Source organism: Microbispora sp. H13382, assembly GCF_014161445.1.
In the GTDB taxonomy this organism is placed as follows: domain Bacteria; phylum Actinomycetota; class Actinomycetes; order Streptosporangiales; family Streptosporangiaceae; genus Microbispora.
On sequence record NZ_JABBXA010000016.1, the window covers coordinates 1 to 26,231 of the forward strand.

The 26,231-nt window shown below is 67.2% G+C and carries 35 protein-coding genes and 1 pseudogene; all 36 read left to right on the forward strand.

Features of this window, described 5'->3' with window-relative positions:
• Positions 1-1,275 (forward strand): annotated as a pseudogene (locus HHX41_RS27130) (DNA-directed RNA polymerase subunit beta); the annotation flags it as partial.
• A gap of 19 nt (positions 1,276-1,294) precedes the next feature.
• Positions 1,295-5,170, forward strand: coding sequence for a DNA-directed RNA polymerase subunit beta' (locus HHX41_RS27135; protein WP_169985147.1), 3,876 nt, complete (start codon positions 1,295-1,297; stop codon positions 5,168-5,170).
• A 573-nt stretch (positions 5,171-5,743) separates the two neighbouring features.
• Positions 5,744-6,118 carry a 30S ribosomal protein S12 gene (gene rpsL, locus HHX41_RS27140; protein WP_030508316.1) on the forward strand — a complete coding sequence of 125 codons (375 nt, stop codon included), beginning with the start codon at positions 5,744-5,746 and terminating at the stop codon, positions 6,116-6,118.
• Position 6,119: 1 nt separating this feature from the next.
• Positions 6,120-6,590: a 30S ribosomal protein S7 gene (gene rpsG / locus HHX41_RS27145; protein WP_142616379.1), complete on the forward strand. Its 471-nt coding sequence runs from the start codon at positions 6,120-6,122 to the stop codon at positions 6,588-6,590.
• A gap of 84 nt (positions 6,591-6,674) precedes the next feature.
• Complete coding sequence (gene fusA / locus HHX41_RS27150; RefSeq protein WP_211592653.1) at positions 6,675-8,723, forward strand: elongation factor G; 2,049 nt, start codon at positions 6,675-6,677, stop codon at positions 8,721-8,723.
• A 170-nt stretch (positions 8,724-8,893) separates the two neighbouring features.
• Positions 8,894-10,087 (forward strand): elongation factor Tu, encoded by a 1,194-nt coding sequence (gene tuf, locus HHX41_RS27155; RefSeq protein WP_169985150.1) that lies wholly within the window; start codon positions 8,894-8,896, stop codon positions 10,085-10,087.
• A gap of 245 nt (positions 10,088-10,332) precedes the next feature.
• Complete coding sequence (gene rpsJ, locus HHX41_RS27160; RefSeq protein ID WP_012887830.1) at positions 10,333-10,641, forward strand: 30S ribosomal protein S10; 309 nt, start codon at positions 10,333-10,335, stop codon at positions 10,639-10,641.
• Between the two features lie 13 nt (positions 10,642-10,654).
• Positions 10,655-11,311 (forward strand): 50S ribosomal protein L3, encoded by a 657-nt coding sequence (rplC, locus tag HHX41_RS27165; RefSeq protein ID WP_169985152.1) that lies wholly within the window; start codon positions 10,655-10,657, stop codon positions 11,309-11,311.
• Complete coding sequence (gene rplD / locus HHX41_RS27170) at positions 11,308-11,958, forward strand: 50S ribosomal protein L4 (protein ID WP_169985154.1); 651 nt, start codon at positions 11,308-11,310, stop codon at positions 11,956-11,958. The genes rplC and rplD overlap by 4 nt, the downstream gene beginning before the upstream one ends.
• Entirely contained in the window at positions 11,958-12,260 is a 303-nt protein-coding gene (gene rplW, locus HHX41_RS27175; protein ID WP_139573662.1) for a 50S ribosomal protein L23, read from the forward strand. Before rplD ends, rplW begins: the two co-directional genes overlap by 1 nt.
• Before the next feature lie 130 nt (positions 12,261-12,390).
• Positions 12,391-13,227, forward strand: a complete 837-nt coding sequence (gene rplB / locus HHX41_RS27180; RefSeq protein ID WP_182908264.1) for a 50S ribosomal protein L2 — start codon at positions 12,391-12,393, stop codon at positions 13,225-13,227.
• A gap of 11 nt (positions 13,228-13,238) precedes the next feature.
• Complete coding sequence (gene rpsS, locus HHX41_RS27185; protein ID WP_055506384.1) at positions 13,239-13,517, forward strand: 30S ribosomal protein S19; 279 nt, start codon at positions 13,239-13,241, stop codon at positions 13,515-13,517.
• A 33-nt stretch (positions 13,518-13,550) separates the two neighbouring features.
• Complete coding sequence (rplV, locus tag HHX41_RS27190; protein ID WP_036328517.1) at positions 13,551-13,904, forward strand: 50S ribosomal protein L22; 354 nt, start codon at positions 13,551-13,553, stop codon at positions 13,902-13,904.
• The gene (rpsC, locus tag HHX41_RS27195; RefSeq protein ID WP_169985158.1) at positions 13,904-14,752 is read left to right on the forward strand and encodes a 30S ribosomal protein S3; all 849 of its coding nucleotides are present in this window, start codon (positions 13,904-13,906) and stop codon (positions 14,750-14,752) included. Before rplV ends, rpsC begins: the two co-directional genes overlap by 1 nt.
• 2 nt (positions 14,753-14,754) lie before the next feature.
• Positions 14,755-15,174 (forward strand): 50S ribosomal protein L16, encoded by a 420-nt coding sequence (rplP, locus tag HHX41_RS27200; RefSeq protein ID WP_030508327.1) that lies wholly within the window; start codon positions 14,755-14,757, stop codon positions 15,172-15,174.
• Positions 15,174-15,410, forward strand: coding sequence for a 50S ribosomal protein L29 (gene rpmC / locus HHX41_RS27205; protein ID WP_169985159.1), 237 nt, complete (start codon positions 15,174-15,176; stop codon positions 15,408-15,410). The genes rplP and rpmC overlap by 1 nt, the downstream gene beginning before the upstream one ends.
• On the forward strand, positions 15,403-15,687 hold the full coding sequence (rpsQ, locus tag HHX41_RS27210; protein WP_169985161.1) for a 30S ribosomal protein S17: 285 nt from the start codon (positions 15,403-15,405) through the stop codon (positions 15,685-15,687). The genes rpmC and rpsQ overlap by 8 nt, the downstream gene beginning before the upstream one ends.
• Positions 15,688-15,876: 189 nt before the next feature.
• Positions 15,877-16,245 carry a 50S ribosomal protein L14 gene (rplN, locus tag HHX41_RS27215; protein ID WP_030508330.1) on the forward strand — a complete coding sequence of 123 codons (369 nt, stop codon included), beginning with the start codon at positions 15,877-15,879 and terminating at the stop codon, positions 16,243-16,245.
• Between the two features lie 8 nt (positions 16,246-16,253).
• Positions 16,254-16,553 carry a 50S ribosomal protein L24 gene (rplX, locus tag HHX41_RS27220; protein ID WP_249350538.1) on the forward strand — a complete coding sequence of 100 codons (300 nt, stop codon included), beginning with the start codon at positions 16,254-16,256 and terminating at the stop codon, positions 16,551-16,553.
• Positions 16,553-17,122 carry a 50S ribosomal protein L5 gene (gene rplE, locus HHX41_RS27225; RefSeq protein ID WP_169985165.1) on the forward strand — a complete coding sequence of 190 codons (570 nt, stop codon included), beginning with the start codon at positions 16,553-16,555 and terminating at the stop codon, positions 17,120-17,122. Before rplX ends, rplE begins: the two co-directional genes overlap by 1 nt.
• Positions 17,123-17,124: 2 nt before the next feature.
• Positions 17,125-17,310, forward strand: coding sequence for a type Z 30S ribosomal protein S14 (locus HHX41_RS27230; protein ID WP_030451489.1), 186 nt, complete (start codon positions 17,125-17,127; stop codon positions 17,308-17,310).
• 110 nt (positions 17,311-17,420) lie between these two features.
• Positions 17,421-17,819, forward strand: coding sequence for a 30S ribosomal protein S8 (gene rpsH / locus HHX41_RS27235; protein ID WP_111699902.1), 399 nt, complete (start codon positions 17,421-17,423; stop codon positions 17,817-17,819).
• A gap of 18 nt (positions 17,820-17,837) precedes the next feature.
• Positions 17,838-18,380 carry a 50S ribosomal protein L6 gene (rplF, locus tag HHX41_RS27240; protein ID WP_169985166.1) on the forward strand — a complete coding sequence of 181 codons (543 nt, stop codon included), beginning with the start codon at positions 17,838-17,840 and terminating at the stop codon, positions 18,378-18,380.
• 2 nt (positions 18,381-18,382) lie between these two features.
• Entirely contained in the window at positions 18,383-18,766 is a 384-nt protein-coding gene (rplR, locus tag HHX41_RS27245) for a 50S ribosomal protein L18 (RefSeq protein WP_169985168.1), read from the forward strand.
• A gap of 64 nt (positions 18,767-18,830) precedes the next feature.
• Positions 18,831-19,463 (forward strand): 30S ribosomal protein S5, encoded by a 633-nt coding sequence (gene rpsE, locus HHX41_RS27250; protein WP_030508336.1) that lies wholly within the window; start codon positions 18,831-18,833, stop codon positions 19,461-19,463.
• A 2-nt stretch (positions 19,464-19,465) separates the two neighbouring features.
• Positions 19,466-19,648 carry a 50S ribosomal protein L30 gene (rpmD, locus tag HHX41_RS27255; protein ID WP_169985170.1) on the forward strand — a complete coding sequence of 61 codons (183 nt, stop codon included), beginning with the start codon at positions 19,466-19,468 and terminating at the stop codon, positions 19,646-19,648.
• Between the two features lie 2 nt (positions 19,649-19,650).
• Positions 19,651-20,106, forward strand: coding sequence for a 50S ribosomal protein L15 (gene rplO / locus HHX41_RS27260; RefSeq protein WP_169985172.1), 456 nt, complete (start codon positions 19,651-19,653; stop codon positions 20,104-20,106).
• Positions 20,107-20,288: 182 nt separating this feature from the next.
• Positions 20,289-21,596, forward strand: a complete 1,308-nt coding sequence (secY, locus tag HHX41_RS27265) for a preprotein translocase subunit SecY (RefSeq protein ID WP_182908265.1) — start codon at positions 20,289-20,291, stop codon at positions 21,594-21,596.
• Complete coding sequence (locus HHX41_RS27270) at positions 21,596-22,249, forward strand: adenylate kinase (RefSeq protein ID WP_169985176.1); 654 nt, start codon at positions 21,596-21,598, stop codon at positions 22,247-22,249. Before secY ends, HHX41_RS27270 begins: the two co-directional genes overlap by 1 nt.
• 86 nt (positions 22,250-22,335) lie before the next feature.
• Positions 22,336-23,163: a type I methionyl aminopeptidase gene (gene map, locus HHX41_RS27275; protein WP_169985178.1), complete on the forward strand. Its 828-nt coding sequence runs from the start codon at positions 22,336-22,338 to the stop codon at positions 23,161-23,163.
• 69 nt (positions 23,164-23,232) lie between these two features.
• Complete coding sequence (locus HHX41_RS27280) at positions 23,233-23,685, forward strand: DUF1707 domain-containing protein (RefSeq protein WP_169985180.1); 453 nt, start codon at positions 23,233-23,235, stop codon at positions 23,683-23,685.
• A 416-nt stretch (positions 23,686-24,101) separates the two neighbouring features.
• Positions 24,102-24,323: a translation initiation factor IF-1 gene (infA, locus tag HHX41_RS27285; RefSeq protein WP_030508344.1), complete on the forward strand. Its 222-nt coding sequence runs from the start codon at positions 24,102-24,104 to the stop codon at positions 24,321-24,323.
• A gap of 46 nt (positions 24,324-24,369) precedes the next feature.
• Positions 24,370-24,483, forward strand: coding sequence for a 50S ribosomal protein L36 (rpmJ, locus tag HHX41_RS27290; protein WP_003956441.1), 114 nt, complete (start codon positions 24,370-24,372; stop codon positions 24,481-24,483).
• A 224-nt stretch (positions 24,484-24,707) separates the two neighbouring features.
• A complete protein-coding gene (rpsM, locus tag HHX41_RS27295; protein ID WP_169951815.1) occupies positions 24,708-25,088 on the forward strand; it encodes a 30S ribosomal protein S13 in 381 nt (126 codons plus the stop codon).
• Positions 25,089-25,122: 34 nt separating this feature from the next.
• Positions 25,123-25,527 (forward strand): 30S ribosomal protein S11, encoded by a 405-nt coding sequence (rpsK, locus tag HHX41_RS27300; protein WP_020542285.1) that lies wholly within the window; start codon positions 25,123-25,125, stop codon positions 25,525-25,527.
• Positions 25,528-25,548: 21 nt separating this feature from the next.
• Positions 25,549-26,175, forward strand: a complete 627-nt coding sequence (rpsD, locus tag HHX41_RS27305) for a 30S ribosomal protein S4 (protein WP_142563118.1) — start codon at positions 25,549-25,551, stop codon at positions 26,173-26,175.
• Positions 26,176-26,231 lie beyond the last annotated feature (56 nt).

A 26,231-nucleotide genomic window follows, 5' to 3' on the forward strand; every position in this document is an offset into this window, starting at 1 on the left:
CACGAGGTCGACGCCCGCGACACCAAGCTGGGGCCCGAGGAGATCACCCGCGACATCCCCAACGCCTCCGAGGACGCGCTGGCCGATCTCGACGAGCGCGGCATCATCCGGATCGGCGCCGAGGTGGTGACCGGCGACATCCTGGTCGGGAAGGTCACGCCCAAGGGTGAGACGGAGCTGACGCCCGAGGAGCGGCTGCTGCGTGCGATCTTCGGGGAGAAGGCGCGTGAGGTGCGTGACACCTCGCTGAAGGTGCCGCACGGTGAGTCCGGCAAGGTCATCGGGGTGCGCGTGTTCAGCCGTGAGGAGGGCGACGAGCTTCCTCCGGGTGTCAACGAGCTGGTCCGGGTGTATGTGGCGCAGAAGCGCAAGATCACCGATGGGGACAAGCTCGCCGGCCGTCACGGCAACAAGGGCGTCATCTCCAAGATCCTCCCGGTGGAGGACATGCCGTTCCTCGAGGACGGCACCCCGGTCGACATCGTCCTGAACCCGCTGGGCGTCCCCGGGCGAATGAACGTCGGCCAGGTGCTGGAGACACACCTCGGCTGGATCGCCGCCCGCGGCTGGGACGTCTCCGGTATCGAGGAGGCCTGGGCCGAGCGCCTGCGCGAGAAGGACCTGGACAGGGTCGAGCCCTGGACCAAGGTCGCCACGCCGGTGTTCGACGGCGCCAACGAGGAGGAGATCGTCGGCCTGCTCGACAGCACTCTCGTCAACCGGGACGGCTCCCGGATGGTGGGGGAGAACGGCAAGGCGCGGCTGTTCGACGGCCGCTCCGGCGAGCCGTTCCCGCACCCGATCTCGGTCGGCTACATCTACATCCTGAAGCTGCTGCACCTGGTCGACGACAAGATCCACGCTCGCTCGACCGGTCCGTACTCGATGATCACCCAGCAGCCGCTGGGTGGTAAGGCGCAGTTCGGCGGCCAGCGCTTCGGCGAGATGGAGGTCTGGGCCCTGGAGGCCTACGGCGCGGCGTACGCGCTGCAGGAGCTGCTGACGATCAAGTCCGACGACGTGCTGGGCCGCGTGAAGGTCTACGAGGCCATCGTCAAGGGCGAGAACATCCCCGAGGCGGGCATTCCCGAGTCCTTCAAGGTCCTCATCAAGGAAATGCAGTCGCTCTGCCTGAACGTCGAGGTTCTCTCCAGCGACGGCATGTCGATCGAGATGAGGGATACCGACGAGGACGTCTTCCGCGCGGCGGAGGAGCTCGGCATCGACCTGTCCCGGCGCCCCCACGAGGGCGCGATGACCGTCGACGAGGTCTGATTCAAAAGGGGATTATCTAGTGCTCGACGTCAACTTCTTCGACGAGCTGCGCATCGGCCTCGCGACCGCCGACGACATCAGGCAGTGGTCGCACGGCGAGGTGAAGAAGCCGGAGACCATCAACTACCGGACCCTCAAGCCGGAAAAGGACGGGCTCTTCTGCGAGAAGATCTTCGGTCCGACCCGGGACTGGGAGTGCTACTGCGGCAAGTACAAGCGCGTCCGCTTCAAGGGCATCATCTGTGAGCGCTGTGGCGTCGAGGTCACGCGCGCCAAGGTGCGCCGCGAGCGGATGGGCCACATCGAGCTGGCCGCGCCGGTCACCCACATCTGGTACTTCAAGGGTGTCCCGTCGCGCCTCGGTTACCTGCTCGACCTCGCCCCGAAGGACCTGGAGAAGGTCATCTACTTCGCGGCGTACATGATCACGCATGTCGACTTCGAGATGCGTGACCGTGACCTGCCCTCGTTGGAGGCGAAGATCTCCGTCGAGCGGCAGCACATCGAGCAGCGCCGTGACGCCGACATCGAGGCCCGGCAGAAGAAGCTCGAGGCCGACCTGGCCGAGCTGGAGGCCGCCGGCGCCAAGGGCGACGCCCGCCGCAAGGTGCGCGAGGGCGCCGACCGTGAGATGCGCCAGCTCCGCGACCGGGCCCAGCGCGAGCTGGACCGGCTCGAGGAGGTCTGGAGCCGCTTCAAGAACCTCAAGGTCCAGGACCTGGAGGGCGACGAGCTGCTCTACCGCGAGATGCGCGACCGGTTCGGCCGCTACTTCCGCGGCGGCATGGGCGCCCAGGCCATCCAGGAGCGGCTGGCCAGCTTCGACCTGGAGGCCGAGGCGGAGAACCTGCGGGAGACCATCCGCAGCGGCAAGGGCCAGAAGAAGGCCCGCGCCCTCAAGCGGCTCAAGGTCGTCGCGGCGTTCCTCAACACCCGCAACTCGCCGAGCGGCATGGTCCTCGACTGCATCCCGGTGATCCCGCCGGACCTGCGGCCGATGGTCCAGCTCGACGGTGGCCGCTTCGCCACCTCGGACCTGAACGACCTGTACCGCCGGGTCATCAACCGGAACAACCGCCTCAAGCGTCTGCTCGACCTCGGCGCGCCCGAGATCATCGTGAACAACGAGAAGCGGATGCTCCAGGAGGCCGTCGACGCCCTGTTCGACAACGGCCGCCGCGGCCGCCCGGTCACGGGCCCCGGCAACCGTCCGCTGAAGTCCCTCAGCGACATGCTGAAGGGTAAGCAGGGTCGTTTCCGGCAGAACCTGCTCGGCAAGCGTGTCGACTACTCCGGCCGTTCGGTCATCGTCGTCGGCCCGCAGCTCAAGCTCCACCAGTGCGGCCTGCCCAAGCAGATGGCGCTGGAGCTGTTCAAGCCGTTCGTGATGAAGCGCCTGGTCGATCTCAACCACGCGCAGAACATCAAGTCCGCCAAGCGGATGGTCGAGCGGTCCAAGCCGGTCGTGTGGGACGTGCTCGAAGAGGTCATCACCGAGCACCCGGTGCTGCTCAACCGCGCGCCCACCCTGCACCGCCTGGGCATCCAGGCCTTCGAGCCGCAGCTGGTCGAGGGCAAGGCCATCCAGATCCACCCGCTCGTCTGCACCGCGTTCAACGCGGACTTCGACGGCGACCAGATGGCGGTTCACCTGCCGCTGTCGGCCGAGGCCCAGGCCGAGGCGCGGATCCTGATGCTGTCCACCAACAACATCCTCAAGCCGGCCGACGGCAAGCCGGTGACGATGCCCACCCAGGACATGGTCATCGGTCTGTACTGGCTGACCACCCAGAAGGAGGGTGGCCTGGGCGAGGGCCGGGTGTTCACCACGGTGTCGGAGGCCCTCATGGCCCACGACCGCCACGAGCTGGACATCCAGGCCAAGATCCAGGTCCGCCTCAAGGACGTCCCGCCGCCGCGCGGCTGGGAGGCCCCCGAGGGCTGGGAGACCGGCGACCCGATCCGGCTGGAGACCACGCTGGGCCGGTGCCTGTTCAACCAGACGCTGCCCGCCAACTACCCCTTCGTGAACTACCAGGTCGGCAAGAAGCAGCTCTCGGCGATCGTCAACGAGCTGGCCGAGCGGTACCCGAAGGTGGAGGTGGCCAACGCGCTCGACTCGCTGAAGGACGCCGGCTTCTACTGGGCGACCCGCGCCGGTGTCACGATCTCCATCGAGGACGTCGTGGCGCCGCCGAACAAGGCCGCCATCATGGAGTCGTACGAGAAGCGTGCCGACAAGGTCCAGCGGGAGTACGACCGCGGTCTGATCACCGACGAGGAGCGCCGTCAGGAGCTCATCGAAATCTGGACCCACGCGACGGCGGACGTCGAGACCGACATGGTCAACGCGTTCCCGGCGACCAACCCGGTCTGGATGATGGTCAACTCCGGCGCCCGCGGTAACCGTATGCAGGTGCGGCAGATCGCCGGCATCCGCGGCCTGGTGTCCAACACCAAGGGTGAGACGATCCCGCGGCCGATCAAGTCCTCGTTCCGCGAGGGCCTGTCGGTGCTGGAGTACTTCATCTCGACCCACGGCCAGCGGAAGGGTCTGGCGGACACCGCTCTGCGGACCGCCGACTCCGGTTACCTGACCCGTCGTCTGGTCGACGTCGCGCAGGACGTCATCGTGCGCGAGATCGACTGCGGCACCGACCGGGCCGTCCCGCTGCACGTCGGCGAGCGCGACCCGCAGGGCAACCTGGTCAAGGCCGAGAACGCCGAGAGCAACGTGCACGGCCGCATCCTGGCCGAGGACGTCGAGGTGGACGGCAAGCTCGTCGCGTCGGCGGGCGTCGACATCAACGACGACGTGGTCACGGCGCTGGTGAACGCCGGCATCGAGACCGTCAGGACCCGCAGCACGCTCGTCTGCGAGGCCAAGATCGGTGTCTGCGCGACCTGCTACGGCCGCTCCCTGGCCACCGGCAAGCTGGTGGACGTCGGCGAGGCCGTCGGCATCATCGCGGCCCAGTCGATCGGTGAGCCCGGCACCCAGCTGACCATGCGTACCTTCCACACCGGTGGTGTGGCGGGCGCCGACATCACCCACGGTCTGCCGCGTGTGCAGGAGCTGTTCGAGGCGCGCATCCCCAAGGGTGTCGCCCCGATCAGCGAGGTCGCCGGCCGCGTCCGGATCGACGAGACCGACAAGACCCGCAAGATCGTCATCACTCCGGACGACGGCTCCGAGGAGGTCGCCTACCCGGTGTCGATGCGGTCGCGGCTGCTGGTCTCTGAGGGGCAGCACGTGGACGTCGGCCAGCTTCTGGTCGCCGGTGCGCGCAACCCGAACGAGGTCCTGCGCATCCTCGGCCCGCGCGCCGTCCAGCTCCACCTGGTGGACGAGGTGCAGCAGGTCTACCGCTCGCAGGGTGTGTCGATCCACGACAAGCACATCGAGGTCATCGTCCGGCAGATGCTCAAGCGCGTGAACGTGCTGGAGTCCGGCGACACCGAGCTGCTGCCCGGCGAGCTGGTCGAGCGGCCGCGCTTCGAGGCGATCAACCGTCAGACCGTGGCGGAGGGCGGCCAGCCGGCCGCCGGCCGTCCGGTCCTGATGGGCATCACCAAGGCCTCGCTGGCCACCGAGTCGTGGCTGTCGGCGGCGTCCTTCCAGGAGACGACGCGAGTCCTCACCGACGCGGCGATCCACGCCAAGTCGGACTCGCTGCTCGGCCTCAAGGAGAACGTCATCATCGGTAAGCTCATCCCGGCCGGTACGGGCATGCCCCAGTACCGCAACATCCGGGTGGAGCCGACCGAGGAGGCCAAGGCCGCGATGTACACGGTCGGCGGCTACGACGGCTCGGCGGCGGACTACACCTTCGGCTCGGGCAGCGGCGAGGCCGTCCCGCTGGAGGAGTACGACTTCGGCCAGTACGGCCGTTGACATGTCGCCGCGGTGAGCGATCGCCGCGGCGGTGAACGCACGGAAGCGGCCCGGGGCATCTCGCCCCGGGCCGCTTCCCGTTGTCCACGCTCCGGGTGCGGGCGTGGTCTCCGGCGGCACGGGGGCGGGGACGGCGCCGAAAGTGTGAGAAGCCGCTCGTGGGAGCGGTATGATAGGGGGCCGAGTCCTTCGGCGGTCCGGCTCGGGCCGGCGGCGAAGCGGCACGTCAGGACAGCGGGGCGCGTCCCTCCGGGGCGTCCTCCTCTGTTTTGACGTGTTGTACGGGGGCGGGTAGGCTTTACCTTCGTGCCCGTCTGTGGGCTCGCATGCGTGCGCTCAAATGCCGCTTTCCGATGAGGAAAGCGTGTGGGGGGCGCCGCGTGACTCCTCCAGATCGACCGGGTCCGCCCGGGTGTGCTCTGACAAGAGCGCGACACGCCCGAGCGCGTGGGTCGAAGGGGATGGAAAACCAGCAGGTCATGACACCGGCAGTACCTGCAAGCCTGTGAGAGGCGGCATCGCCACCTCGATCGGGTCCTACGTATCACCGGCTAGGCACGAAACGGAGACGCGGTGCCCACCATTCAGCAGTTGGTCCGGAAGGGCCGGCAGGACAAGGTCAGCAAGACCAAGACTCCTGCCCTCAAGGGGAGCCCGCAGCGGCGCGGCGTTTGCACCCGCGTTTACACGACGACCCCCAAGAAGCCCAACTCGGCGCTGCGCAAGGTGGCCCGTGTTCGGCTCACCAACGGCATCGAGGTCACGGCTTACATCCCCGGGGTGGGCCACAACCTCCAGGAGCACTCGATGGTGCTCGTGCGTGGTGGTCGTGTGAAGGACCTGCCGGGTGTTCGCTACAAGATCATCCGTGGTTCGCTGGACACCCAGGCTGTCCGCAACCGCAAGCAGGCCCGCAGCCGCTACGGCGCGAAGAAGGAGAAGAGCTGACATGCCGCGCAAGGGTTCCCCTGGCCGCCGCCAGCTGGTCGCTGACCCGGTGCACAACTCGCCGCTGGTCACCGCGCTCATCAACAAGGTTCTCCTGGACGGCAAGCGCTCCCTCGCGCAGTCGATCGTCTACGGCGCCCTCGAGGGCTGCAGGGAGAAGACCGGCAACGACCCGGTCGTCACCCTCAAGCGCGCTCTCGACAACGTCCGCCCGACGCTCGAGGTGAAGAGCCGCCGTGTCGGTGGCGCCACCTACCAGGTGCCGGTCGAGGTCAAGGCCTCGCGCAGCACCACGCTGGCGCTGCGGTGGATCGTCCAGTACTCCCGGGCGCGCCGCGAGAAGACCATGACCGAGCGGCTCATGAACGAGCTGCTCGACGCGAGCAACGGCCTCGGCGCCAGCGTCAAGCGGCGCGAGGACACGCACAAGATGGCCGAGTCCAACAAGGCCTTCGCGCACTACCGCTGGTAGTGAGCACCGACGACGAGTTAAGGACGCGAAGAAGTGGCCACCACGACCGCTCTTGACCTGGCCAGGGTCCGCAACATCGGGATCATGGCCCACATCGACGCGGGCAAGACCACGACGACTGAGCGCATCCTGTTCTACACCGGCATCAACTACAAGCTGGGTGAGGTCCATGAGGGCGCTGCCACCATGGACTGGATGGAGCAGGAGCAGGAGCGCGGCATCACCATCACGTCTGCCGCCACCACCTGCAGCTGGCTTGATCACACGATCAACATCATCGACACGCCCGGACACGTGGACTTCACCATCGAGGTCGAGCGGTCGCTGCGTGTTCTCGACGGCGCGGTCGCGGTGTTCGATGGCGTCGCCGGCGTGGAGCCGCAGTCGGAGACGGTCTGGCGCCAGGCCGACCGGTACGGCGTGCCCCGCATCTGCTTCGTGAACAAGATGGACCGGGTCGGTGCGGAGTTCCACCGCTGCGTCGACATGATGATCAGCCGGCTGGGTTCCACCCCGGTGGTCATCCAGCTTCCCTGGGGCGTCGAGGCCGACTTCAAGGGCGTCATCGACCTGGTGAAGATGAAGGGCCTGCTCTGGAGCGCCGAGGCGGCCAAGGGCGAGATGTACGACACCGTCGACATCCCGGCCGACCACGCCGACGCGGCCCGCGAGTGGCGCGACAAGCTGGTCGAGACGGTGGCCGAGAACGACGACGAGCTCATGGAGCTCTTCCTGGAGGGTGTCGAGCCCACCGAGGAGCAGCTCGTCGCGGCCATCCGCCGGGCGACGGTCGCCGGCGCGATCAACCCGGTCCTGTGTGGCACCGCGTTCAAGAACAAGGGCGTGCAGCCCCTGCTCGACGCGATCGTCGCCTACCTCCCCGCCCCCACCGACATCCCGGCCTTCAAGGGCCACGCGGTGGGCAACGAGGAGGAGATCGTCGAGCGCCACGCGGACCCGAACGAGCCTTTCGCGGCGCTGGCGTTCAAGATCATGAGCGACCCGCACCTGGGCAAGCTCACCTACATCCGCGTCTACTCCGGAACGCTCGAGACCGGCACCACCGTGGTGAACTCGGTCAAGGGCAAGAAGGAGCGGATCGGCAAGATCTACCAGATGCACGCGAACAAGCGCGAGGAGCGCCCGTCCGCGACCGCTGGTCAGATCGTGGCCGTCATGGGCCTGAAGGACACCACCACCGGCGACACTCTGTCGGACCCGGTCAAGCAGGTCGTCCTCGAGTCGATGACGTTCCCCGCGCCGGTCATCAACGTCGCGATCGAGCCCAAGACCAAGGGCGACCAGGAGAAGCTGGGCACCGCGATCCAGCGGCTGGCCGAGGAGGACCCGTCCTTCCAGGTCCGCCGGGACGAGGAGACCGGCCAGACGGTCATCTGGGGTATGGGCGAGCTCCACCTGGAGATCCTCGTCGACCGGATGCGCCGCGAGTTCAAGGTCGAGGCGAACGTCGGCCGCCCGCAGGTCGCCTACCGCGAGACCATTCGCCGCAAGGTGGAGAAGGTCGAGTACACGCACAAGAAGCAGACCGGTGGTTCCGGCCAGTTCGCTCGCGTGATCATCAACCTGGAGCCGCTGGGCGAGGGCAACGACGGTTACGAGTTCGAGAACAAGGTCACCGGTGGCCGCATCCCGCGGGAGTACATCCCGTCCGTGGACGCGGGCGCGCAGGAGGCGGCCGAGTTCGGCGTGCTCGCCGGCTACCCGATGGTCGGCGTCAAGGTCACGCTGCAGGACGGTGCCTTCCACGAGGTCGACTCGTCGGAAATGGCCTTCAAGATCGCCGGCTCGATGGCCTTCAAGGAGGCCGCGCGCAAGGCGGACGCCGTACTCCTCGAGCCGATGATGGCCGTCGAGGTCACCACGCCCGAGGACTACATGGGAGACGTCATCGGCGACCTCAACGGTCGTCGCGGACAGATCCAGGCAATGGACGAACGGTCCGGCGCCCGTGTCATCAGGGCGCTCGTTCCGCTCTCCGAGATGTTCGGCTACGTGGGCGACCTGCGCAGCCGCACTCAGGGGCGGGCGAGCTACAGCATGCAGTTCGACTCCTACGCGGAGGTGCCCCCGGGCATCGCCAAGGAGATCGTCGCGAAGGCTCGGGGCGAATAGTTCCGCACCACTGTGGCGGGGCGCCGTAGAGATGGTCGCCCCGTAGCCATAGGGGCTCGGGACGAAAAAGTTCCGCTCGCTGTAAGGTGGGGCGCTCTCGGGCGCCCCGCCGTACAGAGCCTGAGGTAGAAGACGCAAGTCAAGTCAGAAATCTCTAAGGAGACAGACCAGTGGCCAAGGCCAAGTTCGAGCGGAACAAGCCGCACGTGAACATCGGCACCATTGGGCACATCGACCACGGCAAGACCACTCTGACCGCGGCGATCACCAAGGTGCTTCACGACCGTTTCCCGCAGCTCAACGAGGCGACCCCGTTCGACAAGATCGACAAGGCGCCCGAGGAGAAGGCTCGCGGAATCACCATCTCCATCGCGCACGTCGAGTACCAGACCGAGAAGCGCCACTACGCCCACGTGGACTGCCCCGGTCACGCCGACTACGTGAAGAACATGATCACCGGTGCCGCCCAGATGGACGGCGCGATCCTGGTGGTCGCGGCGACCGACGGTCCGATGCCGCAGACGAAGGAGCACGTCCTCCTGGCCCGCCAGGTCGGCGTCCCCTACATCGTCGTGGCCCTCAACAAGGCCGACATGGTCGACGACGAGGAGATCCTGGAGCTCGTCGAGCTCGAGGTCCGCGAGCTGCTGTCCGCCCAGGAGTTCCCGGGCGACGACCTGCCGGTCGTGCGCGTATCGGCGCTCAAGGCGCTCGAGGGCGACGAGAAGTGGGGCGACTCGATCATCGAGCTCATGAACGCCGTGGACGAGAACGTCCCCGAGCCCGTTCGTGACACCGACAAGCCCTTCCTCATGCCGATCGAGGACGTGTTCTCGATCACCGGTCGCGGCACCGTCGTCACCGGCCGTATCGAGCGCGGCATCGTCAAGGTCAACGAGACCGTCGACATCATCGGCATCAAGGAGAAGAGCACCACGACGACCGTCACCGGCGTCGAGATGTTCCGCAAGCTCCTTGACGAGGGCCAGGCCGGTGACAACGTCGGTCTGCTCCTGCGCGGTATCAAGCGCGAGGACGTCGAGCGCGGCCAGTGTGTCATCAAGCCGGGCACGACCACCCCGCACACCGAGTTCGAGGCGCAGGTCTACATCCTGTCCAAGGACGAGGGCGGCCGCCACACGCCGTTCTTCAACAACTACCGGCCGCAGTTCTACTTCCGTACGACTGACGTGACCGGTGTCGTGAACCTGCCGGAGGGCACCGAGATGGTCATGCCCGGTGACAACACCGAGATGACCGTCCAGCTCATCCAGCCGATCGCGATGGAGGAAGGCCTCAAGTTCGCGATCCGCGAGGGTGGCCGCACCGTCGGCGCCGGTCGCGTGACGAAGGTCATCAAGTAGCAGCACCGCTGGGCGGCGGTCGGGTCCACGAGGGCCTGACCGCCGCACCGCGCAGGGGCCGGAGACGACCCCCCACGAACGACGAGACCGTGATCTCGCAGTGCTTTCGGCCGCACTTCGACCGAAGCCACTGCCAGATCACGGAACACCGGACGGGATCCGGACGTCGGCCTCGTGGAAACAGACCTGCGGCAACAGGCCGCGCGAAGCTTTATAGGACGACAGCGAAGGACACCGAGGCCATTATGGCGGGACAGAAGATCCGCATCCGGCTTAAGGCGTATGACCACGAGGTCATCGACAGCTCGGCCAAGAAGATCGTCGAGACGGTGACGCGGACCGGCGCCAAGGTCGCTGGCCCGGTGCCGCTGCCGACCGAGAAGAACGTGTACTGCGTCATCCGGTCGCCGCACAAGTACAAGGACAGCCGCGAGCACTTCGAAATGCGTACGCACAAGCGGCTGATTGACATCATCGACCCGACGCCGAAGACGGTCGACTCGCTCATGCGTCTCGACCTTCCCGCCGGCGTGGACATCTCGATCAAGCTTTAAGGAACGCACTGACATGGCTAAGCAGATCAAGGGCGTCCTGGGCAAGAAGCTCGGCATGACCCAGGTCTTCGATGAGGCGAACCGGGTGATCCCGGTCACCGTCGTCGAGGCCGGTCCGTGCGTGGTGACCCGGGTCCGCACTCCGGAGAAGGACGGCTACTCCGCCGTCCAGCTCGGCTACGGGCAGATCGACCCGCGCAAGGTGAACAAGCCCCTGGGCGACTACCTGCGCAAGCACGACATCACCCCGCGCCGCTACTTCACCGAGGTACGCACCGACGACGCCTCCGAGTACACGGTCGGCCAGGAGCTTCTCGCCGACACCTTCGAGGCCGGCCAGTACGTCGACGTCACTGGCAAGAGCAAGGGCAAGGGCTTCGCCGGTGTCATGAAGCGCCACAACTTCCGTGGTCTGGGCGCTTCGCACGGTACCCAGCGCAAGCACCGCTCCCCGGGTTCCATCGGTGGCTGCGCCACCCCGGGCCGCGTCTTCAAGGGCCTGCGTATGGCCGGCCGGATGGGCAACGTCCGCACGACGGTCCAGAGCCTCAAGGTGCACGCCGTGGACGCCGAGAAGGGCCTCATCCTGATCAAGGGTGCGATCCCCGGCGCCAACGGCAGCCTGGTCCTCCTCCGCACCGCTGCCAAGAAGGGGGTTGCTGCGAAGTGACCACGACCATTGACGTCCTCGACGCCAGCGGCGCCAAGGCGGGGACCGTCGACCTCCCCGAGGAGGTCTTCGGCGCCAAGGTCAACGTCCCGCTGATCCACCAGGTGGTCGTCGCCCAGCTCGCCGCGCGTCGGCAGGGCACCCACGCCACCAAGACCCGCGGCAACGTCTCCGGCGGCGGCAAGAAGCCGTACCGGCAGAAGGGCACCGGCCGGGCGCGCCAGGGTTCGACCCGCGCTCCGCAGTTCGCCGGTGGTGGCGTCGTCCACGGCCCGCAGCCGCGCTCGTACGAGCAGCGGACGCCCAAGAAGATGAAGGCGGCGGCCCTCAAGGGCGCGCTGTCCGACCGCGCCGGCGGCGGCCGCGTCCACGTGGTGAGCAGCCTGGTCACGGGTGACACGCCCAAGACCAAGGCCGCCCTGGAGGCGCTGCGGAAGATCACGCAGGCCCGCAGCGTTCTCGTCGTGGTCGACGAGAACGACGAGGTCACCTGGCTCAGCCTGCGCAACGCGCCCGAGGTCCACCTGCTGGACGCGGGACAGCTGAACACCTACGACGTGCTGTGCCACGACGACCTGGTCTTCACCCGTGAGGCCTACGACCAGGTCGTGGCCCGGCTGGCGAACAGCGGGAAGGAAGAGGCCTGATGCAGAAGATCGCCGACCCGCGCGACATCATCCTCAAGCCGATCGTCTCCGAGAAGAGCTACGGCCTGATCGATGAGCACAACAAGTACACGTTCCTGGTGCGCAAGGGTGCCAACAAGACGCAGGTGAAGATCGCCGTCGAGCAGATCTTCGGTGTCAAGGTGACCGGCGTGAACACGATCAACCGCCAGGGCAAGCGCAAGCGGACCAAGCACGGCTACGGCCAGCGCCCGACCACGAAGCGCGCGATCGTGAGCCTGGCCGAGGGTGAGCGGATCGACATCTTCGGTCAGATCGGCTAGCACCTGCCGCAGCGGGGAGAGGGGCCCCTCGCCACCGTGCGAGGGACCGGCCCCGAGGAAGAAAGCACCGGGGGGACCGCCGTGAGGCGGACCCCGACCGGTACGAACCGACGAAGGATGAACGAAAAAGATGGGCATCCGTAAGTACAAGCCGACGACTCCGGGTCGGCGCGGCGCGAGCGTCTCGGACTTCGCCGAGATCACGCGCAGCACGCCGGAGAAGTCGCTGCTTGCCCCACTGCACAGCAAGGGCGGCCGTAACGTCCACGGCCGGGTGACCGCCCGGCACCAGGGAGGCGGGCACAAGCGCGCCTACCGGATCATCGACTTCCGCCGCCACGACAAGGACGGGATCCCGGCCAAGGTCGCGCACATCGAGTACGACCCGAACCGCACCTCCCGCATCGCGCTGCTGCACTACGCCGACGGCGAGAAGCGCTACATCCTCGCCCCGGCCGGCCTCAAGCAGGGGGACCGGGTCGAGAACGGCCCCGCGGCCGACATCAAGCCGGGCAACTGCCTGCCGCTGCGCAACATTCCGACCGGTACCTTCATCCACGCGGTGGAGCTTCGCCCCGGTGGCGGCGCCAAGCTCGGCCGCAGCGCCGGCGCGCAGATCCAGCTGCTCGCCAAGGAGGGCATGTACGCGACCCTGCGTATGCCGTCCGGAGAAATGCGCCAGGTCGACGTGCGCTGCCGGGCCTCGGTGGGCCAGGTGGGCAACGCCGAGCAGTCCAACATCAGCATCGGCAAGGCCGGCCGCAACCGCTGGAAGGGCAAGCGCCCCACGGTCCGCGGTGTCGCCATGAACCCGGTCGACCACCCGCACGGTGGTGGTGAGGGCAAGACCTCCGGTGGTCGCCACCCGGTGAACCCGAAGGGCAAGCCCGAGGGCCGCACGCGGCAGCCGAACAAGCCGAGCGACCGGCTGATCATCCGTCGTCGGAGCAAGAGGAAGAAGCGGTAGGAGCAGCCGATATGCCACGTAGTCTTAAGAAGGGTCCCTTCGTGGACGACCACCTGCAGAAGAAGGTGGACGCCCAGAACGAGAAGGGCACCAAGAACGTCATCAAGACGTGGTCGCGGCGCTCCATGATCGTGCCCGACATGATCGGCCACACGATCGCCGTGCACGACGGCCGCAAGCACGTTCCGGTGTTCGTCACCGATTCGATGATCGGTCACAAGCTCGGTGAGTTCGCCCCCACGCGGACGTTCCGCAGCCACGTCAAGGAAGACCGCCGCAGCCGGCGGTAAGCGCCTTCAAGCCAGCAGTTAGAGGAGAAAGCGATGGAAGCCAGGGCACAGGCGCGGTACGCGCGCCACACGCCCCGGAAGGCCCGCCGTGTGGTGGACCTCATTCGCGGGCTGCCCGCTTCGGAGGCGCAGGCCGTGCTGCAGTTCGCTCCCCAGTCGGCGAGCGAGACCGTCTACAAGGTGCTCTCGAGCGCGATCGCGAACGCTGAGCACAACTTCAAGCTCGACCGGGACACGCTCTTCGTGAGCCGGGCGTGGGTCGACGAGGGCCCGACGCTCAAGCGCTTCCGCCCGCGTGCCCAGGGTCGTGCCTATCGGATCAACAAGCGGACGAGCCACATCACCGTGATCGTGGAGTCCCGCGAGCCGAAGGGAAGGACCCGCTAGTGGGCCAGAAGGTTAACCCGCACGGGTTCCGCCTCGGCATCACGACCGACTTCAAGAGCCGGTGGTACGCCGACAAGCTGTACAAGTCGTACGTCGCCGAGGACGTGGCGATCCGTCGCATGCTGCAGAAGGGCATGGAGCGGGCCGGCATCTCCAAGGTCGAGATCGAGCGCACGACCGACCGCGTCCAGGTCGACATCCACACCGCCCGGCCGGGCATCGTCATCGGCCGTCGCGGCGCCGAGGCCGACCGCATCCGCGGCGACCTGGAGAAGCTGACCAAGAAGCAGGTCCAGCTGAACATCCTCGAGGTGAAGAACCCCGAGATCGACGCGCAGCTCGTCGCGCAGGGCGTGGCCGAGCAGCTGTCCAGCCGCGTCTCGTTCCGCCGTGCCATGCGTAAGGCCATGCAGTCCGCCATGAAGAGCGGGGCCAAGGGCATCCGTGTCCAGTGCTCCGGCCGTCTCGGCGGCGCCGAGATGTCGCGCTCGGAGTTCTACCGCGAGGGCCGCGTGCCCCTGCACACGCTCCGGGCCGACGTGGACTTCGGCTTCTACGAGGCCCGCACCACCTTCGGCCGCATCGGCGTGAAGGTGTGGATCTACAAGGGCGAGGCCCCGACCAGCCGCTCCGAGCGGGAGGCGGCCGCGGCCGGCGCCCGTGCGAGCCAGCGTCGTGAGCGTGACGACCGTCGCGGTGGTGCGGGCGAGCGTCCGCGTCGTGGCGGCGGCGACCGTCCCCGTCGTGGCGGGGCGGGTCGTCCCGACCGCGCCCCCAGGACCGAGGCGGCCGCGCAGGCCGCCCCCGAGACCGGCCCGGCGGAGCAGCCGGGTGCTGAAGGGAGCTGACCATGCTGATCCCGCGCAGGGTCAAGCACCGCAAGCAGCACCGGCCCGACCGCAGCGGCGCCGCCAAGGGCGGCACCCGGGTCGTCTTCGGCGAGTTCGGCATTCAGGCGCTTGAGCACTCCTACGTGACCAACCGCCAGATCGAGGCCGCACGTATCGCCATGACCCGGCACATCCGCCGTGGCGGCAAGGTGTGGATCAACATCTTCCCGGACCGCCCCCTGACGAAGAAGCCGGCCGAGACCCGCATGGGTTCCGGTAAGGGCTCTCCGGAGTGGTGGATTGCCAATGTCAAGCCCGGCCGTGTCATGTTCGAGCTGTCCGGTGTCGCCGAGCCCGTGGCCCGCGAGGCCATGCGGCGCGCGATGCACAAGCTCCCCATGAAGTGCCGTTTCGTCAAGCGTGAAGTGGGTGAGGCGTGATGGCTAAGGGTCTGACCGCCGCGGAGCTGCGAGTCGAGGACCAGGAGGTCCTGGTCCAGAAGCTGAAGGAAGCCAAGGAGGAGCTGTTCAACCTCCGCTTCCAGGCGGCGACCGGGCAGCTGGAGAGCCACGGGCGGCTGCGCGCCGTCCGCCACGAGATCGCCCGCATCTACACCGTGATGCGCGAGCGCGAGCTCGGAATCGTCACGGTCGAGAAGGAGCCGAGCGATGTCTGAAGCAACCGAGACCCCGACCACTGAGACGCGGAACTACCGCAAGACCCGTGAGGGCCTGGTCGTCAGCGACAAGATGGACAAGACCGTCGTCGTCGCCGTCGAGGACCGCGTCAAGCACCCGCTGTACGGCAAGGTCATCCGCCGTACGACGAAGTACAAGGCCCACGACGAGCAGAACTCCTGCGGCGTCGGCGACCGCGTCCTCCTGATGGAGACCCGGCCGCTGTCGGCCACCAAGCGGTGGCGAGTCGTCGAGATCCTCGAGAAGGCCAAGTAACCTCACTTAGACGCGCCTCGTGGGGGGTGGGAGACCGCCCCCCACGACGGTGTCCAAGGGGCGGGGCCGGCTGTCGGCCCCGTCCGCCAGCGGTGGCGGTCGTACGGCTGTCGCCGAGGGAAAAAGACCACATCAGTTCGGCCAGGCTCACCACCAGGGTGAGAACCGGCACGACACACAGGAGTAGACGTGATCCAGCAGGAGTCGCGGCTCAAGGTCGCCGACAACACGGGTGCGAAGGAAATCCTTTGCATCCGCGTGCTCGGTGGCTCGGGTCGGCGCTACGCGGGAATCGGCGACATCATCGTGGGCACGGTGAAGGACGCCATTCCCGGCGGAGGCGTTAAGAAAGGCGACGTTGTCAAGGCTGTCGTGGTGCGCACCGTGAAGGAGCGCCGCCGCCCCGACGGCTCCTACATCCGCTTCGACGAGAACGCCGCCGTCATCATCAAGGACAGCGGCGACCCCCGGGGCACCCGCATCTTCGGCCCGGTGGGCCGTGAACTGCGCGACAAGAAGTTCATGCGCATCATCTCGCTCGCGCCGGAGGTGCTGTGATGCCGAAGCTGCACGTGAAGAAGGGTGACCTCGTCCAGGTCATCGCGGGCAAGGACAAGGGCGCCAAGGGCCGGATCATCGCCGCCTACCCGCGCGATGAGCGCGTGGTGGTCGAGGGCGTCAACATGATCAAGAAGCACTCCAAGGTCACCAACCAGGGACCGCGCGGCGCCAAGGAAGGCGGCGTGCAGACCATGGAGGCTCCCATCCACGTGAGCAACGTCAAGAAGCTCAAGGATGACGAGAAGAAGCCCGAGAAGAAGGCCGCCGCGAAGGGCGACGCCGAGGCGACGGGTGAGGACAACTGATGACCGCGACCACTGAAGAGCGGACTCTTCCGCGCCTCAAGCAGCGCTACCGCGAGGAGATCATCGCGAAGCTGCGCGAGGAGTTCGGCATCGAGAACATCATGCAGGTGCCCACGATCACCAAGATCAAGGTGAACATGGGCGTCGGCGAGGCCGCCCGCGACTCGAAGCTCATCGAGGGCGCCGTGCGCGACCTCACCGCCATCACCGGCCAGAAGCCGGCCGTCGCCCGCGCCCGCAAGTCCATCGCGCAGTTCAAGCTGCGCGAGGGCATGCCGATCGGTGCGCACGTGACGCTGCGCGGCGACCGCATGTGGGAGTTCCTCGACCGTCTGCTGTCCCTGGCGCTGCCGCGTATCCGGGACTTCCGCGGCCTGTCGCCGAAGCAGTTCGACGGCAACGGCAACTACACCTTCGGCCTCACCGAGCAGGTCATGTTCCACGAGGTCGACCAGGACAAGGTCGACCGGCAGCGGGGCATGGACATCACGGTCGTGACCACCGCGAAGAACGACGAGCAGGGCCGGGCGCTGCTGAAGCTCCTCGGATTCCCCTTCAAGGAGGCCTGATCATGGCGAAGACGTCGCTGAAGGTCAAGGCAGCGCGCAAGCAGAAGTTCGAGGTCCGGGCGTACACTCGGTGTTCCCGCTGCGGCCGTCCCCGCGCTGTCTACCGCAAGTTCGGGCTGTGCCGCGTGTGCTTCCGCGAGATGGCGCACCGGGGCGAGCTGCCCGGCATCACCAAGTCGAGCTGGTAAGCCCTCGCGGGCCAGCCGTACAGAAGTCTTATCAACCGGGCGCTGACCACAGCGCCCACGACCGCACCGAAGGTCCCATCGGGAAACCGCGGTGAGGAAGGCCACCGGCCATGACGATGACCGACCCGATCGCAGACATGCTGACGCGTCTGCGGAACGCGAACTCGGCCTATCACGACACCGTGAGCATGCCTTACTCGAAGATCAAGGCACACATCGCGGAGATCCTCCAGCAGGAGGGCTACATCCAGGGCTGGAGCGTCGAGGACGCGAAGGTCGGCAAGAACCTCGTGATGGAGCTGAAGTTCGGCCCCACCCGCGAGCGCTCCATCGCCGGCCTGCGCCGGGTGTCGAAGCCCGGTCTGCGGGTCTACGCAAAGAAGGACAACCTGCCCCGCGTTCTGGGCGGCTTGGGCGTCGCGATCATCTCGACGTCCGGCGGTCTGATGACGGACCGGCAGGCGAGCAAGCGTGGAGTGGGCGGGGAAGTCCTCGCCTACGTCTGGTAACGAGGGGAGGAACTCAGCATGTCGCGAATCGGACGGCTGCCCATCCCCGTACCGGCGGGTGTCGACATCACGATCGACGGCCGGGCGGTCCAGGTCAAGGGGCCTAAGGGCACGCTCACTCACACGGTCGCCGAGCCCATCGAGGTCTCGCGTGGCGAGGACGGCAACATCGCCGTCACCCGCCCGAACGACGAGAACAAGGTTCGTGCGCTGCACGGCCTGTCGCGCACGCTCATCGCCAACATGGTGGCGGGTGTCACGCAGGGCTACACGAAGACGCTGGAGATCGTCGGCGTCGGTTACCGCGTCGCGGCCAAGGGCCCGACGCAGCTGGAGTTCTCGCTGGGCTTCAGCCACCCGGTGATCATCGACGCGCCTGAGGGCGTCTCCTTCCGTGTCGAGAAGCCGACCCTGTTCCACGTGGACGGCATCGACAAGCAGAAGGTCGGCGAGGTCGCCGCGAACATCAGGAAGCTGCGCAAGCCGGACCCGTACAAGGGCAAGGGTGTGCGCTACCAGGGCGAGGTTATCCGCCGCAAGGTCGGAAAGGCTGGTAAGTAGGCATGGCTGGAAAGGCTGCGTACGGCAAGCACACGGCCGCCCGCACGGTCTCCCGGGCCCGCCGGCACAACCGCGTCCGCAAGAACGTGTTCGGCACGACCGAGCGTCCGCGTCTGGTCGTCAACCGGTCCACGCGTCACCTGTTCGTGCAGATCGTCGACGACACCCAGGGCCACACGCTGGTGAGCGCCTCCACCATGGACGCCTCCCTGCGCGGCGCCGAGGGTGACAAGACCGAGAAGGCGAAGAAGGTCGGCGAGCTTCTCGCTCAGCGGGCCAAGACCGCCGGGATCACCGCTGTCGTGTTCGACCGCGGTGGCAACCGCTACGCGGGGCGGATCGCCGCTCTCGCGGACAGCGCCCGTGAAGGCGGGCTGGAGTTCTGATGGCTCCGGTCCGAGGGTCGCGCCTCATGACCCGTCCCAAGAGCAACGAGAAGAGGAACCACTGATGGCTGCAGCTCCGCGTCGCGGTGCCGGCGGCGGTGGCGAGCGGCGTGACCGTCGTGATGACCGCCGCGGTGGCGCCGCAGACAAGGGCGTCTCGTACATCGAGCGCGTCGTAAAGATCAACCGAGTGGCCAAGGTCGTCCAGGGCGGCCGGCGCTTCAGCTTCACCGCGCTGGTCATCGTCGGCGACGGCAACGGCCTCGTCGGGGTCGGCTACGGCAAGGCCAAGGAGGTGCCCGCGGCGATCGCCAAGGGCGTCGAGGAGGCCAAGAAGCACTTCTTCAAGGTCCCGCGCATCCAGGGCACCATCCCGCACCCGGTGCAGGGCGAGGACGCCGCCGGCGTCGTCCTCCTGCGTCCGGCCTCGCCCGGTACGGGCGTCATCGCGGGCGGCCCGGTTCGCGCGGTCCTGGAGTGCGCCGGGATCCACGACGTGCTGTCCAAGTCGCTCGGCTCGGACAACCCGATCAACATCGTGCACGCCACCGTGGCGGCTCTCAAGGGCCTCAGCAGGCCCGAGGAGATCGCGGCCCGTCGTGGCCTGCCGATCGAGGACGTCGCTCCCAAGGCCATGCTGAAGGCTCGCGCCGAGGGTCTGGCCGAGGCCGCGGCTGCCGCGAAGGCGGTGAGCTAGCGATGGCTCGCCTGAAGATCACCCAGACCCGGTCCAAGATCGGCGGCCAGCAGAACCAGCGTGACTCGCTGCGTTCGCTGGGCCTGAAGCGAATCGGCGACGTGGTCGTCAAGGAGGACCGTCCCGAGATCCGGGGCATGGTCGCCAAGGTGTCGCACCTCGTCGTTGTTGAGGAGGTCGACTAGTCATGACCGAGAACGCTCCGCTCAAGATCCACGACCTCCGTCCGGCCCCCGGCTCCAACAAGGCCAAGACCCGCAAGGGCCGTGGCGAGGGCTCCAAGGGCAAGACGGCCGGCCGTGGCACCAAGGGCACCCGGGCCCGTACGGCAGTGATGCCGGGCTTCGAGGGTGGCCAGGTCCCGCTCCAGCGGCGGCTGCCGAAGCTGAAGGGCTTCTCCAACGCCCTGTTCAAGACGACCTACCAGGTCGTCAACCTGGACAGGCTCGGGGAGCTGTTCCCCCAGGGCGGCGACGTCACGCTCGACGACCTGGTGGCCAAGGGTGCGGTCCGCAAGAACCAGCCCGTGAAGGTGCTGGGCACCGGTGACATCTCCGTGGCGGTGAACGTGCAGGCGCACGCCTTCTCCGCCAGCGCGAAGGAGAAGATCGCCGCTGCCGGTGGCTCGGTTTCCGAGCTGTAGGCATGACGCTCCACGAGGCGCGGAGGTTCGTTATGAGCCTCCGCGCCCGTAGTGCGTTAGAGTTCGCCTGGCACGAGGCTCTGGCCCGTGTCTGACCAAGCACTCTGGCAGAAAGACATGTCGATGGACGCCTTGCGGGCCATCGCCGACCGTAACCGCGTCACTGGCGCGCAGGAGGGACCGTGCTGACCGCGATAACCCGGGCGTTCCGGACGCCGGACCTGCGCAAGAAGCTGCTCTTCACATTGGGCATCATCGTGCTGTTCCGGCTTGGCTCGGTGCTTCCCACTCCGGGCGTCAACGCCCAGAACGTGGCCCTGTGTCTAGAGCAGGCCCAGGCGGGAGACGCCGGCAACATCTACGGGATGGTGCAGCTCTTCAGCGGCGGCGCCCTGTTGAAACTTTCAGTGTTCGCGCTCGGCATCATGCCGTACATCACCGCGAGCATCATCCTGCAGCTGCTGACGGTGGTGATCCCCCGGCTGGAGGCCCTCAAGAAGGAGGGCCAGTCGGGAACGGCGAAGATCACGCAGTACACACGTTATCTGACCATCGGGCTTTCGGTGCTCCAGTCGACGGCCTTCGTCGCGCTGGCCCGCAGCGGGCAGCTCTTCCCCAGCTGTAACGAGCAGGTCCTGCTGAGCCAGGAGGTCTTCCCGCTCGTGACCATGGTCATCACGATGACCGCCGGTACGGCTGTCATCATGTGGCTGGGCGAGCTCGTCACCGACCGCGGCGTCGGCAACGGCATGTCGATCCTGATCTTCACTCAGGTCATCGCGGTGTTCCCGTCCGAGCTGGTGAACATCTACCGGCTCAGCCCCTTCAAGTTCGTCATCGTGATGATCGTCGGTGTCGTGATGATCGGCGTCGTCGTCTTCATCGAGCAGGCGCAGCGCCGCATCCCGGTGCAGTACGCAAAGCGGATGGTCGGCCGGCGGATGTACGGCGGCACCTCGACCTACATCCCGCTCAAGGTGAACCAGGCCGGCATCATCCCGGTCATCTTCGCCTCGTCGCTGCTGTACCTGCCGCAGCTTATGGTGACGCTGTTCGGCAACAGTCAGAACCCCAACGTCGTTGTCGACTGGCTTGCCCAGTACCTGGTCAGGGGCGACCATCCGGTCTACATGGCCACGTTCTTCCTGATGATCGTCTTCTTCACCTACTTCTACGTGTCCATCACTTTCAACCCCGCTGAAGTGGCTGACAACATGAAGAAGTACGGTGGGTTCATCCCGGGCATCCGCCCGGGCCGGCCGACCGCTGAGTACCTGAGCTACGTGCTCAACAGGCTCACGGCCGCAGGTGCTCCGTATCTGGGTGTGATCTCGCTCATCCCGATCATCGCACTGGGGGTGGCCGGGGCGAGCCAGAACTTCCCGTTCGGAGGGACCAGCATTCTGATCATGGTTGGTGTTGGTCTGGACACGGTCAAGCAGATCGAGAGCCAGCTTCAGCAGCGCAACTACGAGGGCTTCCTGAGATAGTGCGCGTCGTCCTGGTTGGGCCCCCCGGAGCGGGTAAGGGGACGCAGGCCCAGTTCATCGCATCGCACCTGTCGATCCCGAAAATCTCGACAGGCGACATCTTCCGTGCCAACGTCTCCGGCGGCACGGAGCTCGGCAAACTTGCCAAGGAGTACATGGACCGCGGTGACCTCGTCCCCGACGAGGTGACCGTGGCCATGGTCCGCGACCGGTTGTCGGAGGACGACGCGCAGGAGGGCTTCCTCCTGGACGGCTTTCCCCGCAACGTGCCCCAGGCCGAGGTCCTCAAGAAGATGCTGGCCGAGTTCGGCACGGCGCTCGACGTGGTCCTCAACCTGGTCGTCGAGGACGACGAGGTCGTACGCCGCCTGGCAGGGCGCCGTACGTGCCGTTCCTGCGGCAAGGTGTGGCATGTGCTGTTCGACCCGCCCGCGGTGGAGGGTGTCTGCGACGCCTGCGGCGGGGAGCTCTTCCAGCGGGACGACGACCGCGAGGAGACCATCAGGCGGCGCCTGGAGGTCTACCAGGAGCAGACGTCGCCGCTCATCTCGTTCTACGCCGACGAGGGCATCCTGCAGGGGGTCGACGCGACCGGGCCGGTCGAGGAGATCACCCAGCGGGCGATGTCGGCGCTGCGACGGTTCGCCGACTGAACCATTACCGCGGCCGGGAACGCCACTCCACTCCATGGGGTGGCGTTCAGGCTTATATGGGACAATTTCGAGAGGGGGTGTATTGCGTGTTCAAGAAGAACCGGCACGGAATCCAGATCAAGAGCGCGGAGCAACTGGAGAAGATGCGCGCGGCCGGCCTGGTCGTCGGCCGGACGCTGGAGTTGCTCCGGACGTCGGTCCGGCCCGGGATGACGCCGCTCGACCTCGACGCCATCGCCGAGGAGGCGATCCGGAGCGAGGGCGCGATCCCGTCGTTCAAGGGTTACCAGGGCTTCCCCGCCACGATCTGCGCTTCCGTGAACGACGAGGTCGTCCACGGCATCCCCACCGACCGCCGCGCGCTGCGCGAGGGCGACATCATCTCCATCGACTGCGGCGCGATCCTCGACGGGTGGCACGGAGACTCGGCGATCACCGTCGGGATCGGGGAGGTGGACCCCAAGCTGACCGAGCTCATGCGGGTGACCGAGGAGGCCATGTGGCGGGGCATCGCCGCCCTGCGGGCCGGCGGGCACCTGAGCGACATCGGCCACCAGATCGAGCAGTACGTGCGGTCTCAGGGCCGCTACGGCATCCCCCAGGAGTACGGCGGGCACGGCATCGGCACCGAGATGCACATGGACCCCTGGGTGGCCAACCACGGCCGTCCGGGGCGCGGCCCCCGCTTCGAGGTGGGCATGTGTTTCGCGATCGAGCCGATGGTGAACCTCGGCACCGACCGGACCAAGGTGCTGGCCGACGACTGGACGGTCGTCACCCTCGACGGCCGCGCGTCCGCCCACTTCGAGCACAGCGTCGCGGTGACGGAGAACGGCCCGCTGGTCCTCACCGCGCTCGACGGAGGCGCCTCCCGCTTCTCCGGTGCCGGGGCCGAGGCGGGGGAGACCGCCTGACGGCTCCGCCCGTCCTGGCGGCGCCTGCACCATAATGGTCATATCGCTCGAACAGCCGGGGAGATGGTGATGGCTGCAGCGCCGGAGATGCGGGCCTCGGACGGCGACCGGGACCGGGTCGCCGCGGCGCTGCGCGAGCACGTGGCCGAAGGCAGGCTCACCCTCGACGAGTTCAACGAGCGGCTGGAGCAGGTCTACCAGAGCCGTACGTACGGGGAACTGGCCACGCTCACCTCCGACCTGCCCGGCATCGACCTGAACCGCCTGCCGGCCGCCGTCGAGCCCGCGCGGGGGTCCCGGCCGGCCCGGCGTGACGCAAAGGCGCGGGCCGGTCTGCGGGCCGCCTGGTCCGCCTGGGCCGGAGCCAGCGGCGTGAACTGGATGATCTGGCTCATCGTCGGCCTGTCCTCCGGCCACTTCGTCTATCCGTGGCCGCTCTGGGTGATGGGCCCCTGGGGCGTCATCCTCCTCGTCAGCACGATCGCCGGCACGGCCGGGCAGTCCCGGGGACGCGACACCTGAGCGTTCTTTACCGGAGGGCCGCCGTCGCGGCAGCCGCGGGCGGGTAGATGTCCGGTGTCGCGACGTACGGCACCACTCGGGCCGTGCCCCCGCGGTGATCAGGCCGCACCCGCCCCGTCCCGGCATTTCGGCGGTGCCGGGCGGGCGGGTGTGGTGGTTCCCCCTCCTCCACGCGATCCGTCGGCGTGGGATTGGCCGTCGGCCTCCGCCGGGGGTACCCTGTGATCTGGTTGTGTCGGGACCCCTGCCGTCGTTTCGCAATTCGGCCCGGGTTGTCGTACACTCCTTTGTCGGTTCACTATGACCTTTGCGCCTAGGCGGCCTTGGCTGGTCGCCGCTCTCTGTAAGCGCCCGAAGGTCGCGGCTGCTTAGTGTTCCGAAGCCTCTGACGATCCGATCTGTGAAACGCGAGGGCCATGGCCAAGAAAGACGGCGCCATCGAGATTGAGGGCACTGTTATTGAGTCGCTCCCGAACGCAATGTTCCGGGTGCAGCTCGACAACGGTCACAAGGTCCTGGCCCACATCAGCGGGCGGATGCGAATGCACTACATCAGGATCCTGCCCGATGACCGGGTGGTCGTGGAGCTGAGCCCCTACGACCTGAGCCGCGGACGGATCGTCTACCGGTACAAGTAGCCCGCCCCGCCAGCGGGACGGGCCGTATGCGGAACGAATAAGGACTATGAAGGTCAAGCCGAGCGTCAAGAAGATCTGCGACAAGTGCAAGGTGATTCGCCGACACGGTCGCGTCATGGTGATCTGCGACAACCTGCGCCACAAGCAGCGCCAGGGCTGAGCCCAGCTCTCAGTACGTCGCCACCAGGCCCCTGCTGAGTCCGTCCATGTGACGGGCTCCACCCGCGTGAGGGCCGGAACAACGAAGTCGCGTCACACACCCGCGCAGGCGGCGCAAGCCGTACCACGTGGGAGACCCCCGGTCGGAGGCCGGGGCCCTCGCCCGGGCATGGGAGGGGAAGTGTGGCGCAAGACCTCCGCCACACTGAAGGAGAATGCCCGACCATGGCCCGCCTGGTTGGCGTCGACCTCCCCCGCGACAAGCGGCTGGAGATCGCTCTCACCTACGTTTTCGGAATCGGCCGCACCCGCGCCAAGGAGATCCTTGACGCGACCGGCATCAGCCCCGATCTGCGCGTCCACCAGCTCACGGACGCCGAACTCGTCCCGATGCGTGACTTCATCGAGGCGAACTACAAGATCGAGGGCGACCTTCGCCGCGAGATTCAGGCCGATATCCGCCGCAAGATCGAGATCGGCTGCTACCAGGGCATCCGGCACCGCAAGGGGCTGCCTGTCCACGGTCAGCGGACGCAGACGAACGCGCGCACCCGCAAGGGGAAGAAGAAGACCGTGGCCGGCAAGAAGAAGCCGGGCAAGAAGTAGTCCTTAGCAGCCACTGCCAGGAGATAGCGCTTAAATGCCGCCGAAGAGCCGCCAGGGCGCACCGAAGAAGGTGCGCCGCAAGGAAAAGAAGAACGTCGCTCACGGGCACGCCCACATCAAGAGCACGTTCAACAACACCATCGTTTCGATCACCGACCCGAACGGGAACGTGATCTCCTGGGCCAGCGCCGGCCACGTCGGGTTCAAGGGCTCCCGCAAGTCCACCCCGTTCGCCGCCCAGATGGCTGCGGAGAACGCCGCCCGCCGCGCCATGGAGCACGGCATGCGCAAGGTCGACGTCTTCGTCAAGGGCCCCGGCTCCGGCCGTGAGACCGCGATCCGTTCGCTGCAGGCGACCGGGCTCGAGGTCGGGTCCATCCAGGACGTGACCCCGGTTCCGCACAACGGCTGCCGTCCGCCCAAGCGCCGGCGCGTCTGAGCCTCAGGAGAGTAGAGAGAAATGGCTCGTTACACGGGTCCGGACTGCAAGCTCTGCCGCCGTGAGAAGACCAAGCTCTTCCTCAAGGGCAAGAAGTGCGAGTCCGCCAAGTGCCCCATCGAGATCCGCCCGTACCCGCCGGGTGAGCACGGCCGCGGCCGTCCGAAGGAGTCGGAGTACCAGCTCCAGCTCCGTGAGAAGCAGAAGACCCGCCGCATCTACGGCGTCCTCGAGAAGCAGTTCCACAACTACTACGAGGAAGCCAACCGCAAGGCCGGCAAGACGGGTGAGAACCTCCTCCAGATCCTGGAGAGCCGTCTCGACAACGTGGTCTACCGCGCCGGCTTCGCCGAGTCGCGTGACGCGGCCCGCCAGCAGGTGCGCCACGGCCACTTCCTCGTGAACGGCAAGAAGGTCGACATCCCGTCGTACCGCGTCCGCGAGCACGACATCATCGAGGTCCGCGAGAAGTCGCGCAACCTGCTTCCGTACGAGGTGGCCCGCGCGACCGCCGGCGACAAGACCGTCCCGGCCTGGCTGGGCGTCTCCGCCGAGAACATGCGCATCCTCGTGCACCAGCTCCCGGTCCGCCAGCAGATCGACACGCTGGTCCAGGAGCAGCTGATCGTCGAGCTCTACTCCAAGTAGTAGGGCCCCGGCATTTAATGACGCCGTACGGCCGGTACACTCCCGGCCGTACGGCA

What these genes read in the sequence shown, in the direction of transcription:
- infA (WP_030508344.1), top strand. Translation starts at nt 24,102, where the DNA reads ATGGCCAAGAAAGACGGCGCCATCGAGATTGAGGGCACTGTTATTGAG.
- rplV (WP_036328517.1), top strand. Translation starts at nt 13,551, where the DNA reads ATGGAAGCCAGGGCACAGGCGCGGTACGCGCGCCACACGCCCCGGAAG.
- rpsK (WP_020542285.1), top strand. Translation starts at nt 25,123, where the DNA reads ATGCCGCCGAAGAGCCGCCAGGGCGCACCGAAGAAGGTGCGCCGCAAG.
- HHX41_RS27280 (WP_169985180.1), top strand. Translation starts at nt 23,233, where the DNA reads ATGGCTGCAGCGCCGGAGATGCGGGCCTCGGACGGCGACCGGGACCGG.
- rplE (WP_169985165.1), top strand. Translation starts at nt 16,553, where the DNA reads ATGACCGCGACCACTGAAGAGCGGACTCTTCCGCGCCTCAAGCAGCGC.
- rplR (WP_169985168.1), top strand. Translation starts at nt 18,383, where the DNA reads ATGGCTGGAAAGGCTGCGTACGGCAAGCACACGGCCGCCCGCACGGTC.
- rpsE (WP_030508336.1), top strand. Translation starts at nt 18,831, where the DNA reads ATGGCTGCAGCTCCGCGTCGCGGTGCCGGCGGCGGTGGCGAGCGGCGT.
- rpmC (WP_169985159.1), top strand. Translation starts at nt 15,174, where the DNA reads ATGGCTAAGGGTCTGACCGCCGCGGAGCTGCGAGTCGAGGACCAGGAG.
- rpsS (WP_055506384.1), top strand. Translation starts at nt 13,239, where the DNA reads ATGCCACGTAGTCTTAAGAAGGGTCCCTTCGTGGACGACCACCTGCAG.
- rplF (WP_169985166.1), top strand. Translation starts at nt 17,838, where the DNA reads ATGTCGCGAATCGGACGGCTGCCCATCCCCGTACCGGCGGGTGTCGAC.
- rpsG (WP_142616379.1), top strand. Translation starts at nt 6,120, where the DNA reads ATGCCGCGCAAGGGTTCCCCTGGCCGCCGCCAGCTGGTCGCTGACCCG.
- rpmD (WP_169985170.1), top strand. Translation starts at nt 19,466, where the DNA reads ATGGCTCGCCTGAAGATCACCCAGACCCGGTCCAAGATCGGCGGCCAG.
- rpsD (WP_142563118.1), top strand. Translation starts at nt 25,549, where the DNA reads ATGGCTCGTTACACGGGTCCGGACTGCAAGCTCTGCCGCCGTGAGAAG.
- rplW (WP_139573662.1), top strand. Translation starts at nt 11,958, where the DNA reads ATGCAGAAGATCGCCGACCCGCGCGACATCATCCTCAAGCCGATCGTC.
- rpmJ (WP_003956441.1), top strand. Translation starts at nt 24,370, where the DNA reads ATGAAGGTCAAGCCGAGCGTCAAGAAGATCTGCGACAAGTGCAAGGTG.
- rplO (WP_169985172.1), top strand. Translation starts at nt 19,651, where the DNA reads ATGACCGAGAACGCTCCGCTCAAGATCCACGACCTCCGTCCGGCCCCC.
- rplB (WP_182908264.1), top strand. Translation starts at nt 12,391, where the DNA reads ATGGGCATCCGTAAGTACAAGCCGACGACTCCGGGTCGGCGCGGCGCG.
- fusA (WP_211592653.1), top strand. Translation starts at nt 6,675, where the DNA reads ATGGCCCACATCGACGCGGGCAAGACCACGACGACTGAGCGCATCCTG.
- rpsH (WP_111699902.1), top strand. Translation starts at nt 17,421, where the DNA reads ATGACGATGACCGACCCGATCGCAGACATGCTGACGCGTCTGCGGAAC.
- rpsJ (WP_012887830.1), top strand. Translation starts at nt 10,333, where the DNA reads ATGGCGGGACAGAAGATCCGCATCCGGCTTAAGGCGTATGACCACGAG.
- rpsM (WP_169951815.1), top strand. Translation starts at nt 24,708, where the DNA reads ATGGCCCGCCTGGTTGGCGTCGACCTCCCCCGCGACAAGCGGCTGGAG.
- HHX41_RS27230 (WP_030451489.1), top strand. Translation starts at nt 17,125, where the DNA reads ATGGCGAAGACGTCGCTGAAGGTCAAGGCAGCGCGCAAGCAGAAGTTC.
- rplP (WP_030508327.1), top strand. Translation starts at nt 14,755, where the DNA reads ATGCTGATCCCGCGCAGGGTCAAGCACCGCAAGCAGCACCGGCCCGAC.
- rpsQ (WP_169985161.1), top strand. Translation starts at nt 15,403, where the DNA reads ATGTCTGAAGCAACCGAGACCCCGACCACTGAGACGCGGAACTACCGC.
- rplC (WP_169985152.1), top strand. Translation starts at nt 10,655, where the DNA reads ATGGCTAAGCAGATCAAGGGCGTCCTGGGCAAGAAGCTCGGCATGACC.